The sequence below is a fragment of the Streptomyces incanus genome, from assembly GCF_042656345.1.
GTDB lineage: Bacteria > Actinomycetota > Actinomycetes > Streptomycetales > Streptomycetaceae > Streptomyces > Streptomyces incanus.
The window spans coordinates 1-26,435 of the sequence record NZ_JBHSPC010000100.1 but is presented as its reverse complement, the minus strand read 5'-3'; the positions used below and the strand labels follow the sequence as shown (position 1 = coordinate 26,435).

Here is a 26,435-nt window from a genome sequence, read left to right as displayed (position 1 = left end):
CCCGGGGCGGGCCGGGCGGGCCCTGCGTAGATTCGTCGACTGTGATGAGTAGTGACAAGGCGGCGGGGACCGCCCCGGTGTTCCTGGGACGCAGATGGTTCTTCCCGTCCGCCCTGGTCCAGGAGCTCAACCCCGAGACCGCCCGGGCCGGGCGCCGCCCCCGGCGCACCGCGCGCGACTGGGGCGTCGACTTCACCTGTTTCCTGCTGGCCGTCGGCGTGGGCCTGCTGGGTGCCGACACGGTCACCGCAAACCCCGCCGTCCCGCATTCGCTGGCCGCCTTCGACCAGGTGATCGGGGCGCTGTCCTGGGGCGCGGTCTGGCTGCGCCGCCGTTGGCCGCTGGGGCTGGCCGCGGTGATGGTCCCCGTCAGCTTCGTCTCGGAGACCTCCGGCGGCGTGGCCGTGATCGCCCTGTTCTCCCTCGCCGTGCACCGCCCCTTCCGTTACGTGGCCTGGGTGGGCGGCGCGCACATGGTGCTTGTCCCGTTGTACTTCTGGTGGCGCCCCGACCCCGAAGTGCCCTATCTCGCCTTGCTCGTCCTGTTCATGGTGCTGATGGGGGCGGTGGTCGGCTGGGGCATGTTCGTCCGGTCCGAGCGGCAGTTGATGCTGAGCCTGCGGGACCGGGCACGGCGGGCCGAGACGGAGGCGCGGCTGCGGGCCGAGCAGGCGCAGCGGGGCGCACGGGAAGCCATCGCCCGGGAGATGCACGACGTGCTGGCGCACCGGCTGACGCTGCTCAGCGTGCACGCGGGCGCACTGGAGTTCCGGCCCGACGCGCCCCGCGAGGAGATCGTGCGGGCGGCCGGCGTCATCAGGGAGAGCGCGCACGAGGCGCTGCAGGACCTGCGGGAGATCATCGGTGTCCTGCGGACCGGCGAGTCCGAGGACGCGGGCCGGCCGCAGCCGACGCTCGCGGCGCTGGACACGCTGGTCGCCGAGTCGCGGAAGGCCGGGATGAAGGTCACCCTCGACCACCGCGTCCTCGGCTCCGCCGCCGTCCCGGGTTCCGCCGCTGTCCCCGCCTCCGGCGCCGTCCCCGCCTCCGTCGGCCGCACCGCCTACCGGATCGTCCAGGAGACCCTGACCAACGCCCGCAAGCACGCCCCCGGTACGGAGGTCACCGTGTCGGTCACCGGCGGCCCGGGGGAGGGCCTCACCGTGTCCGTCCACAACCCCCCACCCCAAGGAGACGTGCCCCCCGTCCCCGGCGCCGGGCAGGGTCTGATCGGCCTCACCGAACGGGCTGCCCTGGCGGGCGGCACCCTGGAGCACGGCCCCACGCCCGACGGCGGGTTCGAGGTCCGGGCCCGGCTGCCGTGGGGGTGAGCGGAAGCCGACATCGCGACCGCGCAACGGAGTTGAGCCCCCGCTGGCCCCGCCCCGGCCAACCGTGATGACGTGAGGCCCATGACTGCGATCAGACTGCTTCTCGTCGACGACGATCCGCTGGTGCGGGCCGGCCTGTCCCTGATGCTGGGCGGCGCCGGCGACATCGAGATCGTCGGGGAGGCCGCCGACGGCAGCGAGGTGGGGGCACTCGTGGACCGCACCCGCCCGGACGTCGTCCTCATGGACATCCGGATGCCGTCGGTGGACGGTCTCACCGCGACCGAGCTGCTGCGCCGGCGCGCGGACGCCCCTCAGGTCGTGGTGCTCACCACCTTCCACGCCGACGAGCAGGTGGTGCGCGCGCTGCGCGCGGGAGCCGCGGGCTTCGTCCTCAAGGACACCGCGCCCGCCGAGATCGTCGACGCGGTGCGCCGGGTCGCGGCCGGCGACCCCGTGCTGTCGCCCACGGTCACCAGGCAGCTGATGGCACACGTGGCGGGCACCACCGCCGACGCGCGGCGCGCGAGCGCACGCGCGCGCCTGGCCGCTCTCAACGACCGTGAACGCGAGGTCGCCGTGGCGGTCGGCCGGGGGCACGCCAACGCCGGGATCGCCACCGAGCTCTACATGAGCGTGGCCACCGTCAAAACCCATGTCTCCCGCATCCTGGCCAAGCTGGACCTCAACAACCGCGTGCAGATCGCACTGCTCGTCCACGACGCCGGACTCCTGGACGACACCGAGGAGCGTTAGCGTCACCGGTGCCCCGTCCGATCCGCCGCCCGAAGGAGCCCCGTTCCCATGACCGCGTCCCCCGGACTCGACCTGGCCACGGCCCAGCAGGCGCTGGACAGCCAACCCTTCAGCCGGCTGCTCGGCGCACGCGTGACCGCCTTCGGGGAGGGTGCGGCCACCCTCGAGATCGACGTCCGCGCGGAGCTCCACCAGCAGAACGGCTTCCTGCACGGCGGCGTCCTCTCCTACGCCGCCGACAACGCCCTCACCTTCGCGGGCGGCACCGCGCTCGGCCCGTACGTCCTCACCGGGGGCTTTCTTCATTCCTGATTTTGCGTGGGTATCCCCGGCTTCAGCCGGGGAGGGAAACGCATCCTGAGCGTGGAGGCGCGAAGCGCCGGAGTTCGCTGCGCCCTTGGGGTGACGGTCAGGCAGGTCGCTTCTGCCCTTCGATGTATTGGCGGATCACGGTCAACGGTGTTCCGCCGCAGGATCCCGCGGAGTAGGAGCGGGACCAGAACACTGACCCCATGCCGGTGTGGTTGATCCGGCCCGTGTACTCAGCCCGCAGGTACCGGGAGCTGACACCCTTGAGGCTGTTGATCAGCTTCGACAGGGCGACCTTCGGTGGGTAGTGCACCGATAGGTGAACGTGGTCGGCTTCGCCGTTGAACTCCCTCAGCTCCGCTTCGAACTTGCGGCAGACCTCACGCATGATCTCTTCGCATCGCTTCAGCATGGCGTCATCGAACACGCCGCGCCGGTACTTGGTGACAAACACCAAGTGCGCGTGAAGGTGATAGGTGACGTGACGACCGGTGCGAATGTCGGAGTTTGATTACCAACGTAGCGACATACGTCAAGCGTAATAGGATGTCCGAAACTGGTCAGGAAGGGGGTGGGCCGGATGATCCGTGCGTACAAGTTCCTCATGCGGCCCACCGTGGGCCAGCAGGGCGCGCTCGCCGAGATGCTTCGTGACCACTGCTCGCTCTACAACGGCGCGTTGCAGGAACGCCGCGACGCCTACCGGCACACCTCGAAGACGACAGTCCGCTACGGGCAGCAGTCCGCCCAGCTCAAGGACATCCGCGCCTTCGACCCTGCGCGTCAGGGCCGTTGGTCATTCTCCTCTCAACAGGCGACGTTGCGGCGGCTGGACAAGGCGTTCGCAGCGTTCTTCCGGCGGGTCAAGGCAGCGGAGAAGCCGGGCTATCCGCGTTTCCGTTCGGGTAAGCGGTTCGACACCGTGGACTTCCCGAAGGACGGCGACGGCTGCCGCTGGGACTCGACCCCGCACGATCCCGTCACCCGCGTCCGCCTCCAGGGCGTCGGCCACGTCAAGGTGCATCAGCACCGTCCGGTCGTCGGCAAGGTGAAGACGGTCTCGGTCAAGCGTGAAGGACGGCGCTGGTACGTCATCCTGACTGCCGAGCAGACCGCGCCCGAGCCGCTTCCCTCAACCGGTAGCGTGATCGGCATTGACATGGGGATAGCGAACTTCCTTGCCGACTCCAACGGCGAGTTCGTGCCCAACCCCCGTCACGGGGCGAAGGCCGCCGCCAGGCTGGAAGAGGCCCAGCGGGCACTCGCCCGGTGCAAGCGCGACAGCAAGCGCCGGCGCAAGGCCGTGGAGACGGTGGCACGGCTGCACCGCAAGGTGCGCCGGCAGCGTCTGGACCACGCGCACAAAGCCGCGCTTGACCTCGTACGCGAACACGATTTCATCGCGCACGAAGACCTCGAGATCCGCAACATGAGCAAGTCCCCGGCCCCGAAGCCGGACCCCGCCACGCCGGGCGGCTACCTGCCCAACGGGACCGCCGCCAAGGCCGGGCTGAACCGTTCGATCGCTGATGCCGGATGGGGGGTGTTCCTGACGATCCTCATCGCCAAGGCAGAATGCGCCGGAGGGGAAGTGACGGCCGTGGACCCCCCGCAACACCTCCCGGCGGTGTCCCGTATGCGGGCACACCGCCAAGGAGAACCGGCCCACCCAGGACAAGTTCCACTGCATCTCGTGCGGCCATCACGCGCACGCGGACACGGTAGGCGCCCTGAACGTTCTACGGGCCGGGCTGGTCCGTCGCGAAGCCCAACCGGCATAGCGAGAAGCCACCACCTTCAGGTGGGGGAGGAGTCACCCAGTACCTCCGTCCGGCCACCGGGCGCACCCTGCGCGCCCGCGCCGAGGTCGTGCACGCCGGCCGCCGTCAGGCCGTCGTCCGCTGCGACCTGCACACCCTCGACGACGACGGCACCGCGACCCTGTGCGCGGTCGCCCAGGGCACGGTCCTGCCGGTCTCCGCGCCCTGAGAGTCGATGCCCGGGCGCCCGAGTGCCCGGGCGCCCGAGTGCCCGGGCGCCTGAGTGCCCGGGCACCGACGCTCACCCGTAGGCCGATGCCGCCCCGCCCGCGATCTCCCTCAGCCGTACCGGTCTGCGCTCCCGCCGGGACAGCTCGCACGCCTCCGCGACGCGCAGCGCCTGGAGGGCTTCGCGCCCGTCGCAGGGATTGGCCCGCTCGCCCCGCACCACCTCGACGAACCCGATCAGTTCCGCCTCGTACGCGGGCCCGAAGCGTTCCAGGAAGCCCGTCCACGGCTTGTCCGCGGCCGGGGGCCCGGTCGGCTCGGTGGACGCGATCGGCGTACGGTCGTCCAGGCCGACCACGATCTGGTCCCGCTCCCCGGCGAGCTCCATACGCACGTCGTAGCCCGCGCCGTTCATCCGTGTCGCGGTGAGGACGGCGAGCGTGCCGCCCTCGAGGGTGAGGAGCGCCGCGCCGGTGTCCACGTCGTCCGCCTCGCGGAACATCGCGGGACCCGCGTCGGACCCGGCGGCATAGACGTCCACGATCTCCCGGCCGGTCACCCAGCGCACGATGTCGAAGTCATGGATCAGCGTGTCCCGGTACAGCCCGCCGGACTGCGGCAGATAGCCGGCCGGTGGCGGCTCGGGGTCACTGCTCATGGCCCGTACGGTGTGCAGCCGGCCGAGCCGGCCCGAACGCACCGCCTCACGCGCGCCGGTGTAGCCGGGGTCGAACCGGCGCTGGAAGCCCATCTGCAGGACCGTCCCGGCCGCCTCGACCTCCGAGACCGCCTGTAACGTGCCCGCGAGGTCGAGGGCGATGGGCTTCTCGCAGAACACCGGCAGCCCCGAGCGGGCCGCCCGGCCGATGAGTTCGGCGTGGGCGGACGTGGCCGTGGTGATCACCAGGGCGTCCACCCCCCAGGTGTAGATCTCGTCCACCCCGGGCGCCGCCGTCTCACCGAGCCGGTGTGCGAGAGCCTGTGCCCGAGCCGGGTCGGCGTCCGTGAGGATCAAGGATCCGACGTCGCGATGCCTGCTGAGTGTGTGGGCGTGAATGGTGCCGATACGGCCCGTACCGATGACCCCGATGCGCATGGGAACAACCTGCGGCCCGCGCCCCTCCCTGTCAATCCGTATGTCCGGACAACCGAACTACACTACTTCCCGTCAACCACGCACGGGACTACGCTCGGGCCGTGCCCAAACCAGGAGTGGACCCGACCGTGCAGCTGGAGCTGAGCGTGGACCGCGGCTCCCCCGTACCGCTGTACTTCCAGCTGTCCCAGCAATTGGAGGCCGCCATCGAGCACGGCAGGCTGACCCCCGGGAGCCTGCTGGGCAACGAGATCGAGCTGGCCGGGCGCCTCGGTCTGTCCCGGCCGACCGTCCGCCAGGCCATCCAGTCCCTCGTCGACAAGGGCCTGCTCGTGCGGCGGCGCGGAGTCGGCACCCAGGTGGTGCACAGCCAGGTCAAGCGGCCCCTGGAGCTCAGCAGCCTCTACGATGACCTGGAGTCCGCCGGTCATCGCCCCACCACGAAAGTCCTGGTCAACACGGTCGTCCCCGCATCCCCCGAGGTCGCCGCCGCCCTCGGGGTGGCCGAAGCGGGCGAGGTGCACCGCATCGAGCGGCTGCGGCTCGCGCACGGGGAGCCGATGGCGTACCTGTGCAACTACCTGCCCCTCGGGCTGCTCGACCTGGACACCCGGCAACTGGAGGCCACCGGCCTGTACCGGCTGATGCGGGCGGCCGGGATCACCCTGCACAGCGCCCGCCAGACCATCGGCGCCCGCGCGGCCGGGGCCGCCGAGGCCGAGCGGCTCGGCGAGGAGTGGGGCGCCCCGCTGCTCACCATGCAGCGCGTGACCTTCGACGACACCGGCCGCACCGTGGAGTTCGGCACCCACACCTACCGGCCCGACCGCTACTCGTTCGAGTTCCAGCTGCTCGTACGGTCGTGATGCCCCTGGACGGATACCGAAGTCGCGGTGAACGCCAGGCGACTCGGGGGACTTGGGATGATCTTCGTCGTGTTGTCCGGACAATGTGACCGGACCGCGGGACGAGGTGACGAAATGCGGGAGTCGTCCCGGCGGGAAGAGTTCTCGGAACGCACCGGGAAGGCGTTCGAGGGCCACGGGGAAGCGGCCGGAAGCACCCCGGAGGCGGCGCGCGTCGCACGATCCCTTTGCTCCCGAGTACGCCACCCAGGGTCACCGTGAGGCAGAATCGGCGACGATGAGCACCTACCGCGACCTCGCACTCCCCAGGGCACTGAGTTCAGCCCGGGCGGGCGCCGCCCCCGTCGGCTCCCGCCGTGCTCCCGTGCTCCGCACGGTCGGCACCCGGGAACGCCGCTCGCACCTGACGGCACCGCGCGTGCCGACCGTCGGCATCGACATCGGCGGCACGAAGGTGATGGCAGGCGTCGTCGACGCCGACGGCAACATCCTGGAGCGGCTCCGCACGGAGACCCCGGACAAGTCCAAGAGCCCGAAAGTCGTCGAGGACACCATCGTCGAACTGGTGCTTGACCTGTCCGACCGGCACGACGTGCACGCGGTCGGCATTGGCGCGGCCGGCTGGGTCGACGCCGACCGCAACCGCGTGCTGTTCGCCCCCCACCTTTCATGGCGCAACGAGCCGCTGCGCGACCGCCTCGCCGGCCGCCTCGCCGTTCCCGTCCTGGTCGACAACGACGCCAACTCCGCCGCCTGGGCCGAGTGGCGCTTCGGCGCGGGACGCGGCGAGGACCACCTCGTCATGATCACGCTGGGCACCGGCATCGGCGGCGCGATCCTCGAGGACGGCCAGGTCAAGCGCGGCAAGTACGGCGTCGCCGGCGAGTTCGGCCACATGCAGGTCGTCCCCGGCGGCCACCGCTGCCCCTGCGGCAACCGCGGCTGCTGGGAGCAGTACAGCTCCGGCAACGCACTGGTCCGCGAGGCGCGCGAGCTGGCCGCCGCCGACTCGCCGGTCGCCTACGGGATCATCGAGCACGTCAAAGGCAACATCGCCGAGATCAGCGGCCCGATGATCACCGAGCTGGCCCGCGAGGGCGACGCCATGTGCATCGAGCTCCTCCAGGACATCGGCCAGTGGCTCGGCGTCGGCATCGCCAACCTCGCCGCCGCCCTCGACCCCTCCTGCTTCGTCATCGGCGGCGGGGTCTCGGCCGCCGACGACCTGCTGATCGGCCCCGCGCGGGACGCGTTCAAGCGGCACCTCACCGGCCGCGGCTACCGCCCCGAGGCCCACATCGTCCGCGCCCAGCTCGGCCCCGAGGCCGGCATGGTCGGCGCCGCCGACCTCGCCCGCCTGGTCGCCCGCCGCTTCCGCCGCGCCAAGCGCCGCCGGGTCGAGCGGTACGAGCGCTACGAGCGGTATGCGGAGGTCGGCCGAGCCACCCAGGAGACGCCGTGACGGGCGACGTTCCCTACCAGGCCGGCCGTCCCGGCGGGCCCCGGCCGCCCGAGGGCCGCGGGCACATGATCCGCCGCAGGACGCTCACCCTGCTGATCATCGTGCTGCTCATCGGTGTCCCGGCCGGATATCTGATGATCTCCGCGAACCAGAGCCGGGCCAGCGGCAAGGACAAGGAGGCCAGGTACTCGGCGACCAGTCTGACCCAGGGCTGGCCGTCGAAGGTGCAGCGCCGCCTCTACCAGGTGCCGGTTCCGCACCCCGCCTGGTGGGTGACCACCTATGAGACGAACAACTGGAAGACCAGCCGCCTGTACGTCGAGTTCGAGACCACCGACGCCGGCCTCAGCGTCTTTCTCACCAGCATGGGCGTGCAGCAGGACGACCTGAAGCGGGACAGCATCACCATCAGCGACCGCGACCAGGAAATCACCGGCTGGAAGTTCGACCGCCCCGGCATCTGGTCCGGTCTCGTCAACGAACAGAAGAACCCCGCGCCCACGCACGATGTCGTCGTCAACGAGGGCAAGCCGGGCTTCCCCAGGGTGTACGTCGTCTCCCGGACGATTCCCTGATCCGCACCGCCGCTCCCGACCCGTGACCGGGTGCGCCCGGGTGTGACCGGGTGTGCCCGGTCCGCCCGGGCCCGGCCGCGGGACCGATTGTCAGTGCCCGCCCGTAGAGTCGAAGGCGAAGGGGCTGACGACACGGGTGGGCATGGGCGGGGACGGGGACGGGCGGGAGGTGACAGGGCGCATGAGCGAGGGAACCGTGACGGCCGAACGGCACACGGCCGGGGCGGGCACGGGGGAGGCCGGCCCGGCGCGTGCGGCGATCGCGGACGCCGCTGTCGCGGAGATCCCCGCAGGTCTCGCCGCCGTCTTCCTGCCGTCGGCCCTGCCGCGCGACGGACGCATCGCCTTCTACGACCCCGGGAGCGACCTCGCCGAAGCCGTGCCGGAACCCGCCGGGCCAGGCGGTCCTGGGGCTCTGGAATCCGAGCCGGTCGTGGGCGGCTCCGGTGGTCCGCGGGCCGCCGACTCGGTACCCGCACCGGAGCACGCCCCGCGCACGCGGCTCACCGTCACCCGCCCGCACGGCGACGGGGTCCGGCGGCGGACGGTCACCGCGCTCTCCCTTCCTCTCGACGAGGCCCTGCCCCTGCTGGTCCGCGCCCGGCACGACCCCGCGGCGCACCCCGCCACCGCCTGCTGGGGCGCCGCCGCCCTGCACGCCCTGCGGCTCACGGCGCGCGGCCGGCTGCTGCCCGGCCTGACGGCCACCGGTCATGACGCCTGGCGGGCAGGACCTCTCGACCCGGACGACGTGGCACACCTGCGCGCGGTGGCCGCGGCCCTGCCGTTCGAGGGCCACGCCGTCCCGCTGTCCGGCCCCGGCCCGCTCCGGCTGCCGCAGCCGGAAGCCCTGGTCCGCGCCTTCCTGGACGCGGTCGCGGACACCCTGCCCCGCACCCCGGCCGCGCCGTACGCCTCGGGGCCGGCGTTCGCCGCCCGCAAGGCCCAGCGGCTGCCCGGCGCCCAGGACTGGGCCGCAGAGGTCGCCGCAGGTATGGACGCCGGCGTGCGCGTCTCGCTCCGCCTCGACCTCTCCGCGCACGACCTGTTCGACGGTGCCGGCGAGGGTGCGGGGGGCACCGGCGCCCGCGGTGCGGGCGCGGCGGTCGTCCAGGTGCACAGCCTCGCCGACCCCACCCTCGTCGCCGACGCGGCAGCCCTGTGGGCGGGGACGGCGGACAGCGCGTTCGGCCCCCGCGCGCGTGTGGACGCCGCCCTCGCCGTCCGCCGGGCCGCCCGCGTCTGGCCCCCGCTGGACCGGCTCTCCGACCAGGACGTACCCGACGTGCTGGCCCTGTCCGAGGACGAGCTGAACGACCTGCTCGGCGTCGCCGCCACCCGCCTCGCCGCGGCCGGTGTCGCCGTGCACTGGCCCCGGGACCTGGCCCAGGACCTGACCGCGACGGCGGTGGTCCGGTCGGCCCCCGGATCGGCGACCGACGGGAGCGGCTTCCTCGAGAGCGAGGACCTGCTGCGCTTCGGCTGGCAGATCGCGCTCGGCGGCGACCCGCTCACCGAGGCCGAGATGGACGCCCTGGCCGAGGCCCACCGCCCCGTCGTCCGGCTGCGCGACCAGTGGGTGCTGGTCGACCCGGCCCTCGTCCGCAAGGCCCGCAAACGGGAGCTGGGCCTGCTCGATCCCGTCGACGCGCTGTCCGCCGCCCTCACCGGCACCGCGGAGGCCGACGGCGAGATCGTCGAGGCGGTCCCCGTCGGTGCCCTCGCCGTCCTCCGGGACCGCCTCACCACGGGCGTCCAGCCCGCCGACCCGCCCCCCGGACTCGACGCCACCCTGCGCGACTACCAACTGCGGGGCCTGGCCTGGCTCGACCTCATGACCTCCCTCGGCCTCGGCGGCTGCCTCGCCGACGACATGGGCCTCGGCAAGACGATCACCCTCATCGCGCTGCATCTGAAACGGGACCGCACCGAGCCGACCCTGGTCGTCTGCCCCGCCTCGCTGCTCGGCAACTGGCAGCGGGAGATCACCCGGTTCGCTCCCGGCGTCCCCGTGCGCCGCTTCCACGGCCCGGACCGGACCCTGGGCGACCTGACCGGCGGTTTCGTCCTCACCACCTACGGCACCATGCGCTCGGCCGCCCCGACACTGGCCGCACAGCGATGGGGCATGGTCGTCGCCGACGAGGCGCAGCACGTCAAGAACCCGCACTCGGCCACGGCGAAGGCACTGCGCACCATCCCGACCCCCGCGCGCGTGGCCCTCACCGGCACCCCCGTCGAGAACAACCTCTCGGAGCTGTGGGCCCTCCTCGACTGGACGACCCCCGGACTCCTCGGCCCCCTCACGTCCTTCCGCGCCCGGCACGCCCGCGCGGTGGAGGCCGGCGAGGACGACGAGGCCGTCGAGCGACTCTCCCGCCTGGTGCGGCCCTTCCTCCTGCGGCGCAAGAAGTCCGACCCGGGCATCGTCCCCGAACTGCCGCCCAAGACGGAGACGGACCACCCCGTCCCGCTCACCCGCGAACAGGCCGCGCTCTACGAGGCGGTGGTGCGCGAGTCGATGCTCGCCATCGAGACCGCCCAGGGCATGGGCCGCCGAGGCCTGGTGCTGAAGCTGCTGACCGCGCTCAAACAGATCTGCGACCACCCGGCGCTCTACCTCAAGGACGAGCAGGCACGGGCCGGCGGCGACCGCCTCGCGGCCCGCTCCGGCAAACTCGCCCTGCTGGACGAGCTGCTGGACACCCTCCTCGCCGAGGACGGATCGGCCCTGGTCTTCACGCAGTACGTCGGCATGGCCCGGCTGATCACCGCACACTTGACCGAGCGCGCGGTGCCGGTCGACTTCCTCCACGGCGGTACGCCGGTACCGGAGCGGGAGCGCATGGTGGACCGCTTCCAGAGCGGCGCGACCCCCGTCCTGGTCCTGTCCCTGAAGGCGGCGGGCACCGGTCTGAACCTCACCCGCGCGGGCCATGTCGTCCACTTCGACCGCTGGTGGAACCCGGCGGTCGAGGAGCAGGCCACCGACCGCGCCTACCGCATCGGCCAGACCCAGCCGGTCCAGGTCCACCGCCTGATCACCGAGGGCACGATCGAGGACCGCATCGCCGAGATGCTCGAGGCCAAGCGGGCCCTCGCCGACGCGATCCTCGGCTCCGGCGAGTCGGCCCTCACGGAACTGACCGACCGCGAGCTGTCCGACCTGGTCTCCCTGCGGAGGACGTCATGACCCCCCGCCCGTCCGACGAGGTCCGGGAGGCCCTGCGGGCGGCCCGCAGACGTGCGAGCGCCGATCCGGCGCCGGATGCGGGGGAACACGGGAAACCCGCGGGCGCCCAGGAACAACGCCCCGGTGACGTGGCCCGCGACGCCCTGCGCAGGGCGGTACGGGCCCGGCGCGCGACGGACACGGGGAGTCCCGGGACGGCGGACGGGGACGGGGGCGGGTACAGGGCCGGGTACGGGAAGGGCGACTCGGGCCCGGAGAAGGAGGGGGAGACAGCGACGGCTTACGAGGGGTCGGCGACCCCATCGGCGACCGGTGACGCCGGTACGGACACCGGCGTGCGGGCGGAGCGGTGCGCAGGGGAGGCGGACGGCGCCGCCCTGCCGTCCGCTGCCGACGGCATCCGGAGTCATCCGGATCATCCGGGCCGTCCGGACTACCCGGACTACCCGGACCGCCCGGACTCCCCGGATCACCCGGACCGTCCGGGCCGCTCGGATGGCTCGGATCCTCAGTCCGCCCGGCGCCCCGGAGACATCGCGCGGGAGGCCCTGCGCTCAGCCCGTCAGGAAGCGCTGCGCGCGCGAACGGAGACCGACGCCCGGTCCTCCGACGCCCGGGCAACCGGCGACTGGAGGAGCGACGACCGGGAGACCACCGCCGGCCCACGCGCCAGCCGTATCCCGTCGGGCACCGCCCTCCGGGTTCCTCGCGTCCCCCGCACCACCCGAGGCGACCGAGCCGCTGGTGTCCGGTCGGGCGAGGCACGGGCCGAAGAGACGGGAGCACCCGCGGTACGGGACCTGCTCACCGGCGCCGTCCCCTCACTCCCGCCCCCGCCCGCACCCTCCGACGCGACCGAACCGCCCCCGACGCCCGACGACCGCCCCCACAAGCCGCCGACCGCCCACGAACCCCCGGCGCCCCTGGCACCCCCGACGCCCCCGGCACCTCAGGAACTCCCGGCCCCCAAGGCGCCCCCCGCCACCCCCCGAACGCCCCGCTCCATGGCCGCCCCCGCCCGGGACGGTGAGCTGCGCCGTACCTTCCCCGCGTTCCCGCCCCGCACCCCGGACGGCACGGGGTTCGCCGACACCTGGTGGGGCGACGCATGGGTCACGGCGCTGGAGGAGGGTGCGCTGGACGCCGCGCGGCTCGCGCGCGGACGCGGGTACGCGGAGCGGGGGCACGTCGACGCCATCACCGTCACCCCCGGGCTCGTCCTCGCCTACGTCAAGGGAAGCCGACCCCGCCCGTACCGCGTGCAGGTACGGCTGCGTACCTTCGCGGACGCCGAGTGGGAGCGGTTCCTGGACGCGGCCGCCGACCGGCCCGGCCACATCGCGGCCCTGCTGGACAAGGAGATGCCCCAGTCCCTCGCCGACTGCGGGGCCCCGCTGCTGCCCCGCCCCGGCGACCTCGACCCGCGGTGCAGCTGCCCCGATTCCGGCCATCCCTGCAAGCACGCCGCCGCCCTCTGCTACCAGACCGCCCGGCTGCTCGACGCCGACCCGTTCGTGCTGCTCCTGCTGCGCGGCCGGGGCGAGCTCGACGTGATCGACGCCCTGTCCCGGCTCAGCGCCGCCCGCACGGCCCGCGCCGCCCGGGACAGGGAACCGGAGCCCCTCCCCGGAGTGCGGGCCGGTGAGGCCGTCGCCCCGCGCGCTCTCCCGCCGCTTCCACCGCCGCTGCCCCTGCCCCCGCACCCGGAGCAGCCCCCGGTGTACCCGGCGGCCCCGGGCGGTCCGGACCCGTTCGCGCTCGACCAGCTCGCCACCGACGCCGCCGCCCGTGCGCACGCCCTGCTCACCACAGGCCGCGACCCCGTCGGCCGGCTCACGCTGTGGCAGGACGCGGTGCGGCTCGCCGCCGCCCGCCCCGGCTCCGGTCTCACCGCCGCCACCCGCGCGCTGTACTCCTCCCTCGCCCGCGCGGCCGGGCGCACCCCCGCCGAGCTGGCCCGGGCGGTCGCCGCGTGGCGCCAGGGCGGCCCGGCCGGGCTCGAGGTCCTGGAGGACCCCTGGGACCCGCCGGCCGGCCGTTTCGACCGCGCCCGCCCCCTCCTCCTCGCCGCGGACCTGCCGGCCTTCCGCCCCTGGCACAACCACCTCACCCACCCCCGGGGACACCTCCAGCTCCGCCTCGGCCGCGACCACCTCTGGTACGCGTACGAGTCCGAGCCCGGCCACGACGACTGGTGGCCCCGCGGCACCCCCGACCCGGACCCGGTCGGAGCCCTCACCGGCCTGGACACCCCGGGCGCTCTGTGATGGCGCCAGGTGTCCGGGGCGGGTCCGCAGGCGGCCGTCAGGCGCGCCGGCCGCGGTCAGCGGAACGAGGGCGCCCACGCCGATCACCACCGGCCGTCACCGTACGCCATCGTGCCGTCACTCGAACGGTATGCGCCAATGCCCCCGGGCGCGGCAGTGCGGCCGCCCCGTCCCGCCCGTCGCCCCGGTCGCTCCACCGGGACCGTCCGTGTGGTGCGGTGATGTCACCGGCCGGCGGGCGTCACGATGTGCGCACAACTCCTTCACGGCAGGTGCGCTTTCGGTCGGCGGGCGGGCGGGAGGCCGCGCGCGGGGGAGACGGTCGCCGGGGCGCCTGCTTAGCCTCCCGGGTCATGAGATCACCACTGAGACGCCTCGGTCTCGCCGCCGTTCTCGCCTTCGTCCTGGCCCTGTTCGGCATGGCCCCCCAGGCCGCCGCGGCCGAACCCGCGCCCGCCGAGCTGACGTTCACCACCGAGACCGCCACCACCACACCCGGCGGCACGGTCCGGCTGTCGATGACCCTCACCAACAACCGGACGTACGACATCTGGTTCGTGTACCAGACGATCGACCCCACGTGGCTCACCACCCAGCGCCCCGACCTGAAGTACGGCTTCACCGGCTGCGCCCTGGCCACCGCGGCCGGCAGCACCCCCTGTGCGGGGACCGGGCCCGCAGACCTCGGCGCCAACTACGGCACCACCGTCCCGCCCGGGCAGAGCCGGACCGTCACGCTGACCTTGCAGGTCGCACCCGACTCCGGCTGCAACGGCAACATCGGCTTCTACTCTTACTACTACGCCGAGTTCAGCGACACCGAGAACGCCGTCGGCGGTCCGGTCTACACGCCCGAGGCTCGGGTGCTCTGCGCCTGACGGGCCTGACAGGCCGACGGGCCGACGGGCCTGACGGGTCAGCCAGGCCTCCGACGGTCTGCCGGTCCCCGGCGTCGTTGACCGAATCCGGTGCGGCGCCGCACCGGCCAAGAGGTCCAGACCTCCGGCAGGCGCACCGGCGGGCCCCCGGCCCGCCGGTGGTCCGTTCACGTCTCCGACCTGCTCCGGTGTTCCACGCGCCCCCTCCGGCCTCCCGTGTCCCGAGGCGCCGCACCGGTCGCTTCCGGACCGCTGGCGCCCTGATGGTCACCCGCACTTTTCCGTCAGGTTTCGCAACTCACCCACAGGAAGCACACAAAGACATCACTATGTGACGCGACGGATGCGTCGACGACTGGCTTCTGAGGGGGACGCCGGCGTCACGCGAGGGGGTGCGTCGGCTCCGGCGGAGCGGTGTCCACCCCTGCCCGTGGGAGGGGACTGCACCGCATGAAGCGGATCACACGCACCGCCGTGCTCACGGTGGGCGCACTCATCGCCGCCCTCGGCCTGCCGAGTACGGCCGCACACGCCGCCGACGACTTACCCCGCGTCGACCTGCGCGTCCTGGTCGTCAGCGACGGGGGGTCGGCCGTGGACGCGATCGCGGCCGAACTCGAGGCCGCCGGCACGCCGTACACCGAAGTGGACCTCACCCGGTCCGATCGCCCCGCCCTCGACGCCGGCTTCCTCGCCGACACCGTGGACGGGCGACCGCGCGCCAAGTACCAGGCGGTGGTCCTGCCCAACGACAACCCGTTCCCGGTGAACTCGCCCGAGATGACGGCGCTCGCCGCCTACGAGCGGACCTACGGCATCCCTCAGGTCGACGCCTACACCTACGCGCGTCCGGAGGCGGGCCTGCGGTACCCGGTCGACGGCGGCTACGCCGGCGGCATCGACGGGGCGCGGGCCGAGGTGACCGCCGCGGGCCGGGCGGGCCCCTTCGGTTACCTGGACGGCCAGGTCCCCTTCGAGGACAACTCGCCTACCGTGGGCGAGAGTTACGCTTATCTGTCGACCCCCGTGGCCGGCGCGGACTTCACCCCGTACGTCGAGGCTGCGATCCCGGGCCGGACCGGGCGGGGCTCGCTGGTGGGGGAGTACCGGCACGACGGGCGGCGGGAACTCGTCGTCACGTTCGTCTACAACCATTATCAGCAGCAGTTCAGACTGCTGGCCCGCGGCATCGTGGACTGGATGACCGGCGGCGTGCACCTGGGCGCCTCCAGGAACTACTTCGCCGTGCACGTCGACGACGTCCTCGCCGCCGACGACCGCTGGGACACGGGGTTGAACTGCACCCCCGGCGACGTCGACTGCCCCGAGGGCGAGGGCACACCCGACCCGATCCGCATGCTCCCCGCCGACGTCGACCACGCCGCTTCCTGGCAGAGCGAGCAGGATTTCACCCTCGACTTCGCCTACAACGGCGCCGGGAGCGTCGATCACCGCGAGGACAACGACGGAGCCGACGCCCTGGCGGACAAACTGATCGCCGAACGCGACCGGTTCCGCTGGATCAACCACACCTACACGCATGCCTTCCTCGGCTGCGAACAGGACACCACGGTGGTTCCCTGGCGATGCGCCACCAGCGCCGACGGCAGCACCAAGTGGGTCGGCCGCACCGCCATCTCCGACGAGATCGCCACCAACCGCGTCTGGGGACGGACCGTCGGCCTGCCGCTGCACGACGACGAGTTGGTGACCGGCGAGCACTCCGGGCTCAAGGTGCTGCCGCAGCAGCCCGACGACAACCCGAACCTGGCCCCCGCCCTCGCCGACAACGGCATCACCTGGCTCGCCTCGGACAACTCCCGTGACTCCGCGCAACGTCGGGTCGGCCCGGCCACGACCGTGTCCCGGTACCCGATGAACGTCTTCTACAACGTCGGGAGGGCAGCCGAGCAGGTCGACGAGTACAACTGGATCTACACCAGCCGCGCCCAGGGCGGAAGCGGAATCTGCGAGGACAACCCGGCCACCACGACGTGCCTGCCGGCTCCGCTGGACACCGCGACGGGGTACGCCGAGCACATCGTGCCCCTCGAGACCCGGATCGCGCTCGGCCACGTCCTCGCCAACGATCCCAAGCCGCACTTCATCCACCAGTCCAACCTGGCCGAGGACCGCATCGCCTACCCGGTCCTGGACGGCGTACTCGACGGCTACGAGGCCCTGTTCGCCGACAACACCCCTGTGGTGAACCTGCGGATGAAGGACATCGGCGCCGAACTCCAGCGCCGCGCCGCCTGGGCCGACGCCCTGCGGGACGGCCAGGTCACCGCCTACCGCACCGGCGGCACGGTGACCGTCGAGGCACCGGACGGCACGGCCGTCACCGTCACCGTGCCCACCGGAACCACCCTCGCGGACGATGCGTTCGGCGAGGCGTACGCGGGCCGGACGTCCGGCTGGACGCCGAAGGAGGGCCAGGCCCTGGCCTTCACCCTGCCGGCGTCCGCCACGACCGGTGCCGGCACCGACACTGCCACGACCGGTGCCGGCACCGACACCGCCACCACCGACGACGGACGGGCCCCGGGCACGACGGCCCCGGACACGACGGCCCCGGGGACAAGGGCGCCGGACAAGAACGCCCCGGCCGTGACGGCCCCTGTCACCGAGCCGGCCCCGGACACCCGGGTCCCCGCCGGCGTGAGCGACCACGTCCCGTACACCGTGCGGAGCTGAACGGCGCACGACCCGAGAGCCCGGCCCCCGACGCGTGAGCGGGGGCCGGGACCTGCACGACCCTCCCCGCACCCCACACCCGGCCGTGGAGCCCACCGATGCACGTTCACCACGGCGCGCCACGCCCCCGCGCGACGCGCGTCACCCTGCTCACCGAAGGCACCTATCCGCACAGTCACGGCGGTGTGAGCGTCTGGTGCGACCAACTCGTCCGCGGTATGCCCGACATCGACTTCGACGTCCTCGCCGTCACCGGCACCGGCCGCGAACCCGTCGTGTGGGACCTGCCCGCGCACGTCTCGAACGTCCTGACCGTCCCGATGTGGGGGACCCCGCCCGAGGGCCGCCCGCCCGGGCGGCGTCCGCGCGAAGTCCTGGCCGGTGCCTACGAGCAGTTCCTGAGGGCGCTGCTCGACCCGTGCGCGGAGAGCGGATTCGCCCCGGCCCTGTACACCATGGCGCGGGCCGCCGCCGACGGAACCCTCGGCCCGTTCCTGCGCGGCGACCGGGCGATCGCCGTGCTGACCGCCGTGTGGAACCGCCGGGGCCTGGTCGTCCGCGAGGCTCGCCCCACGCTGCACGACGCGGTCACCGCCACCGGACTGCTCGAGCACGCCCTGCGCCCGCTGGCCGCGCCCCTGCCGAAGGACGGGGTCGCCCACGCGGTCAGCGGGGGTGTCGCCGTCCTGCCCGGACTGGCCGCCCTGGAACGGCACGGTGTTCCCCTGCTCCTCACCGAGCACGGCGTCTACCTCCGCGAGCGTTACCTCGGCTACCGCACCGGTCCCTACCGCTGGCCGGTCAAGGCGCTCGTCCTGGGCTTCTTCCGGCTGCTGGCCGAGGAGAGCTACCGCAGGGCCGCCCTGATCACACCGGGCAACCGCTACAACCGGCTGTGGGAGGAGGAGGGCGGGGCCGACCCGGCGTCGATCCGCACGGTCTACAACGGGGTGGACCCGGACGCCTTCCCGCCGGCCGGACCCGAACCGGACGTGCCGACCCTCAGCTGGGCCGGCCGCGTCGACCCGATCAAGGATCTGGAGACCCTGATCCGGGCCGTCGCCCTGGTCAGGGCGGAGCGTCCCGACGTCCGGCTGCGGCTGTTCGGCGGGACACCCCGGGGCGGGGAGGCGTACCGGGAACGGTGCGAGGCCCTCGCCGCCGAACTCGGTCACCGGGACGCCGTCACCTTCGAGGGCCGCGTCGACGACATCAGGGACGCGTACGCCGCCGGCAACGTCGTGATGCTCTCCAGCATCAGCGAGGGCTTCCCCTTCACCCTGATCGAGGCCATGTCCTGCGGGCGGGCGACGGTGTCCACCGATGTCGGCGGAGTCCGCGAGGCCGTGGGGGACACGGGTCTCGTCGTATCGCCCCGGGACCCGGCCGCGATGGCCGCCGCCGCGCTGGAACTGCTCGGGGATCCCGCGCGGCGCGCGGCCATGGGGGAGGCGGCCCGGCTCCGGGTGATCGAGCAGTTCACCCTGCGCCGGACCGTCGACACCTTCCGCGCCGTCTACCTGGAGCTGGCCGGCACCCGGCGGCCGGCCGAGGCGGGAACACGGGACGGCACGGGGACGTACGCACAACGGTCGGCCGGCCCTGCCGCACCGTCCCCGGACGAGCGCACACGGGTTCCGTCACCCATGGCGACAAGGAGCGTGGCCATATGAGCGGCCCCATGGCACTGGAGCCGGGCGGAGCCGAACAGGACACCCTCGCCCTCCGGCCGGCCACCGCCGTCCTACGGCTGCCGCGGACCCTCCCGGACCAGGAGGAGGTGGACCGGCTGGCCGCCGGCCTGGCCGACCGCATCGGCCCCGCCGTCCACCCCTACGAGGTGGCCGCGCTGCTGGAGGCGGAAGGACTGTCCGCGGACGCCGTCCGGCAGCGGTACGGCCATCCGAACCTGTTCTCCCTGGCTTCCGCCCTGTACGAACGCGTCCCCAGGACGTTCCCCGAGCTCGCGCCCGCCCCCGACCCCTGGCGTCCCGACACCGCGCGCTGCCTGCTGCGCGGCGTGCTGTTCGCCCTCCCGGGCCTCGCCTACCTGCTCGCCGCACCGCTGTGGCAGGCCGTGCGGTACGCCCCCGCCCTCATCGCGGCCGGTGTCGTCTCCTGGGCCTGGGGCCAGGCACTGGGGCACCGCGCCCACCTGCGCCTGGCGACGGGGCGCCACGAGGCGGGCCGCACCCTGCTGACCGGGACCGCCCTCGGCGCGGCCCTGGCCACGGCGACCGCGGCCGTGGTGGCCGGCGGCGGACCGGTCACCCTGGCCGCCGCCGCACAGTCGCTGTACCTGGCCGCCGCCTCGGCGCTGCTGGTCCTCGCCCGGGAAAGGCTGCTGCTGGCAGCCCTGACACCACTGATCGCCGGCGCCGCGCCGCTACCGTGGTGGGAGCCCGGCCCCGTGCTGAGGCTCGGTCTGCCCCTGCTGGCGCTGGTGGCCACACTCGCCGCCGCCGGCTGGTCGCTGCGGGGCGTGCTAGGCACCCCGCCCGCCCCCGGTGCGCGCCGGCCACCGCTGCCGGTCTCCCTGCCCTACGGACTGTTCGGCCTCGCCGCGGCGTCACTGGTCCTGCTGGAGGGCCGGCAGCACCCGTACGCCGTGATCGTGCTGACCGTGAGCATGGGACCGGCCGAGTGGCTGCTGTACCGCTACCGCGGCTGGTCGGTCGCGGCGCTGCGGGCGACCGCGACGCCTACCGCCTTCCTCCTGAGGTCGGCCGGCCTCCTCGGCCTCTGCCTGCTCGCCTATCTCCTGCCGTTGACGCCCGCGGCACTCCTCACCGGAGCCGACCCGGACGCGCTGCTGCTCCTCGCCGCGACGTTGTGGACGGCCCTGCTGCTCCAGGCGTTCGGCGTCGCCTGGCCCCCCGCCCTGATCTGCCTGACCGCCGCGGGCTGCGCCGCCCTGGTCACCCTGCTGCGCCTGCCGCCGGGGCCGGCCGTCCTGCCGCTGTGCTGCGGCGCCGCGGCCCTGTGCCTGTCGGCGTGCGTGCTGAGGCTGCTCGGCCGGCCGGCGGTGCACGCCTGACCGCTCCCGCGTATCACCCGCACCCCAGTGCCACCGGGCAGACGGGGGCACCACCCCGCGCCACGACCTGACACCGCGCACCATTGGGCACCGCCGCACATCACCCGTTCAAGTAACCGGAAGGAAAACCGAGTTGACCTCCGCACCGCTCGCCGCCGTCACCGGGGCCGAAGGCTTCATCGGCTCCCACCTCACCGAAGCGCTCGTCGCCTCAGGGCACCGCGTCCGGGCCATGGCCCAGTACAACTCCTTCTCCTCCTACGGATGGCTGGAGACCCTGTCCCCGGACGTCCTGGACCAGGTGGACATCGTCCTCGGCGACGTCCGGGACCCCGGATCGGTACGCGGCCTGCTCGAAGGGGCCGACTGCGCCTACCATCTGGCCGCGCTCATCGCGATCCCGTACTCCTACCGGGCGCCGCACAGTTACGTGGACACCAACGTCACCGGCACCCTCAACGTGCTCGAAGCGGTACGCCAGTTGAGCACGCCGAGGCTGGTGCACACCTCCACGAGCGAGACCTACGGCACCGCGCGAACCGTGCCGATCGCCGAGGACCATCCCATCAACACCCAGTCCCCGTACGCCGCTTCGAAGGCGGGCGGGGACCGGCTGGCCGACAGCTACCACGCGAGCTTCGACACCCCGGTGGTGACGCTGCGGCCGTTCAACACCTTCGGGCCGCGCCAGTCGATGCGCGCGGTGATCCCCACCGTCATCGGCCAGGTCGCGACGGGGGAGCGGACCATCACCCTCGGCGACCTGCGGCCCACGCGGGACTTCACCTACGTCGGGGACACGGCGCAGGCCTTCCTCGCCGTCGGCACCGCACCCGCCGAGCAGGTCGTGGGCCACACCTTCAACGCCGGCACCGGCGGGGAGATCTCGGTCGGCGACCTCGTCGCGCTGATCGGCAAGGTCATGGACACCGCCCTCGACGTGCGGGAGGACACGGCCCGGCTGCGGCCCGCCAACTCCGAGGTGATGCGGCTGGTCGCCGACGCCACCCGGCTCACCGCCGCCACCGGCTGGAAACCCGCCCACACGCTGGAGCAAGGACTCGCCCGGACCGTGGAGTTCTTCCGCGACCCGGCCAACCTGGCCCGCTACAAGGCCGGCATCTACAACATCTGACCCGCCCCATCCGACCCGTACCACCCGATCTGCGTCCGGCACGTCCCCGGGGAACACGAAGGATCCGAAGGAGAAGCCCCATGCACGCAGTGATACTGGCAGGAGGCAAGGGCGTCCGGCTGCGGCCCTACACCACAGCCCTTCCCAAGCCGCTCGTCCCCATCGGCGACCAGCACACCATCCTGGAGATCGTGCTGCGCCAGCTCGCCACGTCCGGCTTCACCCACTGCACCATCGCCATCGGCCACCTCGGTGAGATCATCCGCGCCTATGTCGGCGACGGCTCCCAGTGGGGCATGGACATCGACTACGCCACCGAGGAGAACCCCCTGGGCACCATGGGCCCCCTGCTCACGCTGCGTGAGCGGCTGCCCGAGACCTTCCTGGTGATGAACGGCGACGTCCTGACCGACCTCGACTACGCCGACGTCCTGAACCGGCACCGGGAGTCCGGTGCCCCGCTGACCATCGCGACCTACGCCCGCAAGGTCCACATCGACTTCGGCGTGCTGACCACACAGGCGAGCAGGGTCGTCGCCTTCACCGAGAAACCCAGCATGGACTACCGCGTCTCCATGGGTGTCTACGGGTTGTCCCGCTCGACGCTGGAGGACTACACGCCCGGCCTCCCGCTGGGCTTCGACGAACTCGTCCTGGACCTCCTCGCCGCCCAGCGCCCGCCGCACGCCTACGAGTTCGACGGCTACTGGCTGGACATCGGACGTCCGGACGACTACGACCGGGCCAACGCGGAGTTCACCACCCGCAAGTCCATGCTGCTCAAGGGGGCCTGAGCACCCATGCGCATTCTCGTCCTGGGCCGTACCGGTTACCTGGGCCGTCATGTCGTCGCGCACCTGCGCGGCCTGCCGGACACACACCTGCCCGAGGCCGGCCGCTCATCCACGGGGGCCGGCGCAGGTCTGCGCATCGACCTGGCCGCCGACTCCCCGGAGCGGCTGGCCAAGACCCTGGCGGAGGCGGCGCCGGACGCCGTGATCAACTGCGCGGGCGCGACCAGCGGGGACGCGGTCACCCTGGCCGAGGTCAACGCCCGTGGCCCCGCCGCCCTGTGCGCCGCACTGCGGCAGGCCGCACCCCGGGCACGGCTGGTGCATCTGGGGTCGGCCGCCGAGTACGGCCCGGGGGAACCCGGCACCAAGGTGACCGAGACGGCGGCGACCCGTCCGCTCGGAGCGTACGGCGCGACCAAGCTCGCGGGCACGGCGGCGGTGACGGCCTCCGGCCTGGACGCGGTGGTGCTGCGCGTGGGCAATCCGGTGGGACCGGGCGCGCCGCCCACCGGCCTGCCCGGCAGGGTCGCCGCCCTGCTGCGCGAAGCCGGCGCGGCGACAGGGGCAGGGACAGCGACAGGGGCAGGGACGATGCTGCGGCTCGGTGACCTGTCCGCGTACCGCGACTTCGTCGACGTACGCGACGTCGCGCGCGCGGCGGTGCTCGCCGTCACGGCGGCCGGGTCGCTCCCGCCCGTCCTCAACATCGGCGGCGGCGAGGCGGTCCGCGTGCGCGACCTGGTGCACATGCTGGCCCAGCGGGCCGGTTTCGGGGGACGGATCGAGGAGGACACGGGGACCACGAGAGGCTCGGGCCGCTCGGCGGCGGTGTCGTGGCAGTGCTCCGACATCACGGCGGCGGACGAGGCACTCGGCTGGCGTCCCTCGTGCACCCTCGAGGAGTCACTGGCCGCGCTGTGGGCGGACGGCGGCACGGGCGCGGGCGGCACGGGCACCACGGGGAAGGGCATCACCGGCACGGAAGGCGACCGCTCGCCGTGAGTCTGCTGATCCCCCTGTACGTCCATCCGGCCGAGGACCCGGGCGCCTGGCACCGGCTCATCACGGCCGCCGACCGTACCTACGCCGTCGTGCTCAACCCGGCGAACGGCCCCGGGGCCGGCCCGGACCAGGCCTTCGCGGCGGTCGCGGACGCGTTGCGGACGGCGGGCGCCCGGCTGCTCGGCTACGTCGACACCGACTACGGTGCGCGGGACCCGTCCGCGGTCACCGCCGACGCGCGCCGGCACCGGGAGTGGTACGCGGTCGACGGCTGCTTCCTGGACCGGGTGACCGCAGGGCCGGACGGCCTGCCGGGCTGCCGCAGGCTGGTCCGGTCCCTGCGCCGGACCGGCGCGCGGACCGTCGTGCTCAACCCCGGCGTGGACCCGGCGCCCGGCTACGTCCGCCTCGCCGACCTGACCGTCACCTTCGAGGGGCACTGGTCCACCTACGTCGCCGCGTTCAGCCGCTCCGCCCGGGCGAAGCCGCCCCCACCGGAACGACTCTGCCACCTTGTCTACGGTGTGCCCGAAGCGCTCGTGCCCCTGGCCGTACGTACCGCGCAGGACCGCGGCGCGGGGATCTGCGGCCCCGTGACGGGTGAACTGCCGAATCCCTGGGCGGGGTTGACTCCTGCCCTGACCGTGACCGAAGACGAGGGGCGGACATGAGCAGGAAGCCTTCGCCGTACGCGCCCGCGCCGCCCGCGATGACGGTGCTGGCCGCGCTGGTCGTGCTGGCCACCACGGTCCTGACCGGGTGCTCCGGCCCGGACGGCGCCAGGGACACGGACGCCGCCCGGTCCGCACCGCCCCGCACCTCACCGGCCCCGCCCAAGACCTCCCCCACCCCCGGCAGGACACCCTGGCGCCCGCGCCCCGGGCTCGCCTGGCAGTGGCAGCTCGACGGCCGGGCCGACCCGTCGGCCGAGGTACCCGTCTACGACATCGACGGCTTCGAGAACACCGCCGCGGACGTGGCCCGCCTCCACCGCGACGGCCGCAAGGTGATCTGCTACGTCAATGTCGGCGCCTGGGAGGACTTCCGGCCCGACCGGGACGCGTTCCCGCGCTTCGTTCTCGGCAGGACCAACGGCTGGGAGGGTGAGCGCTGGCTGGACATCCGCCGGATCGCCGTGCTGAAGCCGATCATGGAGCGGCGGTTTGACATGTGCCGGGACAAGGGCTTCGACGCGGTGGAGCCGGACCTGGTGGAGGGCTACGACGACGACACCGGGTTCCCGCTCACCGCCGCCGACCAGATCCGCTACAACCGCATGATCGCGGACATCGCACACGAACGCGGTCTGTCGGTGGGCCTCAAGAACGACCTGCCGCAGATCCCGCACCTCGTGGACGACTTCGACTTCGCCGTCAACGAGGAGTGCGCGCAGTACGACGAGTGCGCCGAGCTCACTCCGTTCATCGAGGCGGGCAAGGCGGTCTTCCACGTGGAGTACGCGGAGCCGACCGGAGAGTTCTGTGCCGAGTCCCGCGAGCTGAGGCTGTCGTCCATGCGGAAGAAGCCGGAACTGGGGGTGTGGCGGGACCCGTGCTGACCCGGAGGATCCGGCCGTGCTTCCCCTTCCGGAGCATGACACCCGGGCCCTACGCCGGCCGGCGGTGGAGAGAAGACGCGGCCCCGCCGGCATGTTCCGGCGGGGCCGCGCCGCGCAGCGGGCTACGGCGTCGTGCGGCTTTGGGCGCGGGTCCGGACGATGACGTCGCCGACCGGTTCCCGGCCCGGGACGGACGCCGGCTCACCGTTCCCGAGTCGAGAGCCCCCACCCGCAGGGGGCCCGTTCGCGCGTGTGCGAACGGGCCCCAGGCTGGTGTGGCCCGCCGGGGCGGACGGTGGTTACCGGTGACCTTGCGTGAAAGCCCCGGCGTTCACGCCGGGGATGAAACGCATCTCAGGACTGCTCTGACGTGCACCTTGGAGCGGACGTTTTTGCTGCTCGATGTACTGGCGGACGATCGCCAACGGTGCTCCGCCGCACGACGCGGAGAAATACGAGGGCGACCACAGGTGCCCGTGCATGATGGCGCGATTGACCCTGTCCGGTGAACTCTCCCCCGGCCTTCGGCCGGGAGGTGCCCCCAGCCTTATCCGGCGGGCGGAGACGCCCTTGAGACTGTTGACCAGCTTCGAGACGGCGACCTTCGGCGGGTAGTGCACCAACAGGTGGACGTGATCGCGTTCGCCGTTGAACTCCTTCAGCTCCGCCTCGAAGTCCTCGCGCACCTTGCGCATGATCTCTTCGCAGCGTGTCGGCATCTCGTCGTTGAACACCCCGCGTCGGTACTTCGTCACGAAGACCAAGTGCACATGCGTCGCCGAAACAACGTGCCTTCCCCGCCTGTAGTCGTTCCGCCCATCGATGAGATCACATCGTAGTAGTGTCATGGTTTGTGCAGCTCCGCTACAACTACCGGGCCTACCCGGACGCCGCGCAGCGTCGTGCGCTGGCGCAGGCGTTCGGGTGCGCCCGCGTGGTGTGGAACGACTGCCTGCGCGACCGCAGGCAGGCGCACGCGGCGGGACTGCCGTACGTGACGTCGGCGGAGCTGTCCCGGCTTCGCATCACCCAGGCCAAGCGCACCGAGGAACGTGCCTGGCTCGGTGACGTCTCCGCGGTCGTCCTGCAGCAGTCCCTGCGGGACCTGGACACCGCCTACCAGAACTTCTTCGACAGTCTCAAGGGCAAGCGGCAGGGCCGCAAGGTCGGCCCGCCCCGCTACAAGTCGAAGAAGGACACCCGCCAGTCGATCCGCCTCAACACCAACGCCTTCTCCCTCCAGGCGGGCGGCACGGTGTACGTGGCCAAGGTCGGTAACCTCAAGGTCACGTGGTCGCGCCGGCTTCCGGTCGCGCCCACGTCCCTGACCGTCACGCAGGACAGCTGTGGCCGCTACTTTTTGAGCTTCGTCGTGGACACCGAGCCGGACATCCTCCCCGGCCTTCAGACCGACGCCGGTCTCGACCTCGGGCTGTCCGCCTTCGCCGTCCTGTCCGACGGCCGCAGGATCGACAGCCCCCGCTTCCTGCG

General features: G+C 72.9%; 19 protein-coding genes and 4 pseudogenes. 20 read left to right on the top strand and 3 right to left on the bottom strand.

Annotation, left to right across the window (positions count from 1 at the left end; all coding sequences use genetic code 11):
* Positions 1-44: 44 nt before the first annotated feature.
* The 3 genes and pseudogenes from ACFP2V_RS28790 to ACFP2V_RS28780 form a co-directional block, all read left to right on the top strand.
* Positions 45-1,331 (top strand): histidine kinase, encoded by a 1,287-nt coding sequence (locus tag ACFP2V_RS28790; protein WP_381218220.1) that lies wholly within the window; start codon positions 45-47, stop codon positions 1,329-1,331.
* 81 nt (positions 1,332-1,412) lie between these two features.
* Positions 1,413-2,087, top strand: a complete 675-nt coding sequence (locus tag ACFP2V_RS28785) for a response regulator transcription factor (protein WP_381218219.1) — start codon at positions 1,413-1,415, stop codon at positions 2,085-2,087.
* 48 nt (positions 2,088-2,135) lie between these two features.
* A pseudogene (locus tag ACFP2V_RS28780) lies at positions 2,136-2,387 on the top strand (PaaI family thioesterase); the annotation flags it as partial.
* Positions 2,388-2,496: 109 nt separating this feature from the next.
* On the opposite strand, the gene tnpA (ACFP2V_RS28775) reads toward ACFP2V_RS28780, so the two are convergent.
* Entirely contained in the window at positions 2,497-2,895 is a 399-nt protein-coding gene (gene tnpA, locus ACFP2V_RS28775) for an IS200/IS605 family transposase (RefSeq protein WP_381218352.1), read from the bottom strand.
* An 81-nt stretch (positions 2,896-2,976) separates the two neighbouring features.
* On the opposite strand from tnpA (ACFP2V_RS28775), the pseudogene ACFP2V_RS28770 reads away from it, so the two are divergent.
* Together ACFP2V_RS28770 and ACFP2V_RS28765 are read left to right on the top strand one after the other, a co-directional pair.
* A pseudogene (locus ACFP2V_RS28770) lies at positions 2,977-4,177 on the top strand (RNA-guided endonuclease InsQ/TnpB family protein).
* A gap of 22 nt (positions 4,178-4,199) precedes the next feature.
* Positions 4,200-4,385 (top strand): annotated as a pseudogene (locus ACFP2V_RS28765) (PaaI family thioesterase); the annotation flags it as partial.
* A gap of 72 nt (positions 4,386-4,457) precedes the next feature.
* On the opposite strand, the gene ACFP2V_RS28760 reads toward ACFP2V_RS28765, so the two are convergent.
* A complete protein-coding gene (locus ACFP2V_RS28760; RefSeq protein WP_381218218.1) occupies positions 4,458-5,480 on the bottom strand; it encodes a Gfo/Idh/MocA family protein in 1,023 nt (340 codons plus the stop codon).
* Between the two features lie 128 nt (positions 5,481-5,608).
* Here ACFP2V_RS28760 and ACFP2V_RS28755 point away from each other — a divergent pair, with 128 nt between their 5' ends.
* The 14 genes from ACFP2V_RS28755 to ACFP2V_RS28690 all read left to right on the top strand — a co-directional run bounded on the left by ACFP2V_RS28755 (position 5,609) and on the right by ACFP2V_RS28690 (position 24,944).
* Entirely contained in the window at positions 5,609-6,346 is a 738-nt protein-coding gene (locus ACFP2V_RS28755; RefSeq protein WP_381218351.1) for a GntR family transcriptional regulator, read from the top strand.
* A 277-nt stretch (positions 6,347-6,623) separates the two neighbouring features.
* Positions 6,624-7,808, top strand: coding sequence for an ROK family glucokinase (locus tag ACFP2V_RS28750; RefSeq protein ID WP_381218217.1), 1,185 nt, complete (start codon positions 6,624-6,626; stop codon positions 7,806-7,808).
* Positions 7,805-8,383: a sugar kinase gene (locus ACFP2V_RS28745; RefSeq protein WP_381218216.1), complete on the top strand. Its 579-nt coding sequence runs from the start codon at positions 7,805-7,807 to the stop codon at positions 8,381-8,383. The genes ACFP2V_RS28750 and ACFP2V_RS28745 overlap by 4 nt, the downstream gene beginning before the upstream one ends.
* A gap of 181 nt (positions 8,384-8,564) precedes the next feature.
* Positions 8,565-11,576, top strand: coding sequence for a DEAD/DEAH box helicase (locus ACFP2V_RS28740; protein ID WP_381218215.1), 3,012 nt, complete (start codon positions 8,565-8,567; stop codon positions 11,574-11,576).
* Entirely contained in the window at positions 11,573-13,843 is a 2,271-nt protein-coding gene (locus tag ACFP2V_RS28735) for an SWIM zinc finger family protein (RefSeq protein ID WP_381218214.1), read from the top strand. The genes ACFP2V_RS28740 and ACFP2V_RS28735 overlap by 4 nt, the downstream gene beginning before the upstream one ends.
* A 353-nt stretch (positions 13,844-14,196) precedes the next feature.
* A complete protein-coding gene (locus ACFP2V_RS28730; protein WP_381218213.1) occupies positions 14,197-14,721 on the top strand; it encodes a hypothetical protein in 525 nt (174 codons plus the stop codon).
* A 450-nt stretch (positions 14,722-15,171) separates the two neighbouring features.
* Positions 15,172-17,418 carry a hypothetical protein gene (locus tag ACFP2V_RS28725; protein ID WP_381218212.1) on the top strand — a complete coding sequence of 749 codons (2,247 nt, stop codon included), beginning with the start codon at positions 15,172-15,174 and terminating at the stop codon, positions 17,416-17,418.
* A 98-nt stretch (positions 17,419-17,516) separates the two neighbouring features.
* Positions 17,517-19,091 carry a GT4 family glycosyltransferase PelF gene (gene pelF, locus ACFP2V_RS28720; protein WP_381218211.1) on the top strand — a complete coding sequence of 525 codons (1,575 nt, stop codon included), beginning with the start codon at positions 17,517-17,519 and terminating at the stop codon, positions 19,089-19,091.
* On the top strand, positions 19,088-20,455 hold the full coding sequence (locus ACFP2V_RS28715) for a hypothetical protein (RefSeq protein ID WP_381218210.1): 1,368 nt from the start codon (positions 19,088-19,090) through the stop codon (positions 20,453-20,455). The genes pelF and ACFP2V_RS28715 overlap by 4 nt, the downstream gene beginning before the upstream one ends.
* A gap of 133 nt (positions 20,456-20,588) precedes the next feature.
* Positions 20,589-21,590 carry a GDP-mannose 4,6-dehydratase gene (locus ACFP2V_RS28710; protein WP_381218209.1) on the top strand — a complete coding sequence of 334 codons (1,002 nt, stop codon included), beginning with the start codon at positions 20,589-20,591 and terminating at the stop codon, positions 21,588-21,590.
* Positions 21,591-21,670: 80 nt separating this feature from the next.
* Positions 21,671-22,384 (top strand): sugar phosphate nucleotidyltransferase, encoded by a 714-nt coding sequence (locus tag ACFP2V_RS28705; RefSeq protein WP_381218208.1) that lies wholly within the window; start codon positions 21,671-21,673, stop codon positions 22,382-22,384.
* 6 nt (positions 22,385-22,390) lie between these two features.
* Positions 22,391-23,386 (top strand): NAD-dependent epimerase/dehydratase family protein, encoded by a 996-nt coding sequence (locus ACFP2V_RS28700; RefSeq protein ID WP_381218207.1) that lies wholly within the window; start codon positions 22,391-22,393, stop codon positions 23,384-23,386.
* Entirely contained in the window at positions 23,383-24,057 is a 675-nt protein-coding gene (locus ACFP2V_RS28695; RefSeq protein WP_381218206.1) for a spherulation-specific family 4 protein, read from the top strand. The genes ACFP2V_RS28700 and ACFP2V_RS28695 overlap by 4 nt, the downstream gene beginning before the upstream one ends.
* Before the next feature lie 38 nt (positions 24,058-24,095).
* The gene (locus ACFP2V_RS28690; protein WP_381218350.1) at positions 24,096-24,944 is read left to right on the top strand and encodes an endo alpha-1,4 polygalactosaminidase; all 849 of its coding nucleotides are present in this window, start codon (positions 24,096-24,098) and stop codon (positions 24,942-24,944) included.
* A gap of 383 nt (positions 24,945-25,327) precedes the next feature.
* Here the strand turns inward: ACFP2V_RS28690 and tnpA (ACFP2V_RS28685) are convergent.
* Positions 25,328-25,768 (bottom strand): annotated as a pseudogene (gene tnpA, locus ACFP2V_RS28685) (IS200/IS605 family transposase); the annotation flags it as partial.
* Between the two features lie 29 nt (positions 25,769-25,797).
* On the opposite strand from tnpA (ACFP2V_RS28685), the gene ACFP2V_RS28680 reads away from it, so the two are divergent.
* Positions 25,798-26,435: RNA-guided endonuclease InsQ/TnpB family protein (locus tag ACFP2V_RS28680; RefSeq protein WP_381218348.1), on the top strand; the 638-nt coding region annotated here is incomplete at its 3' end.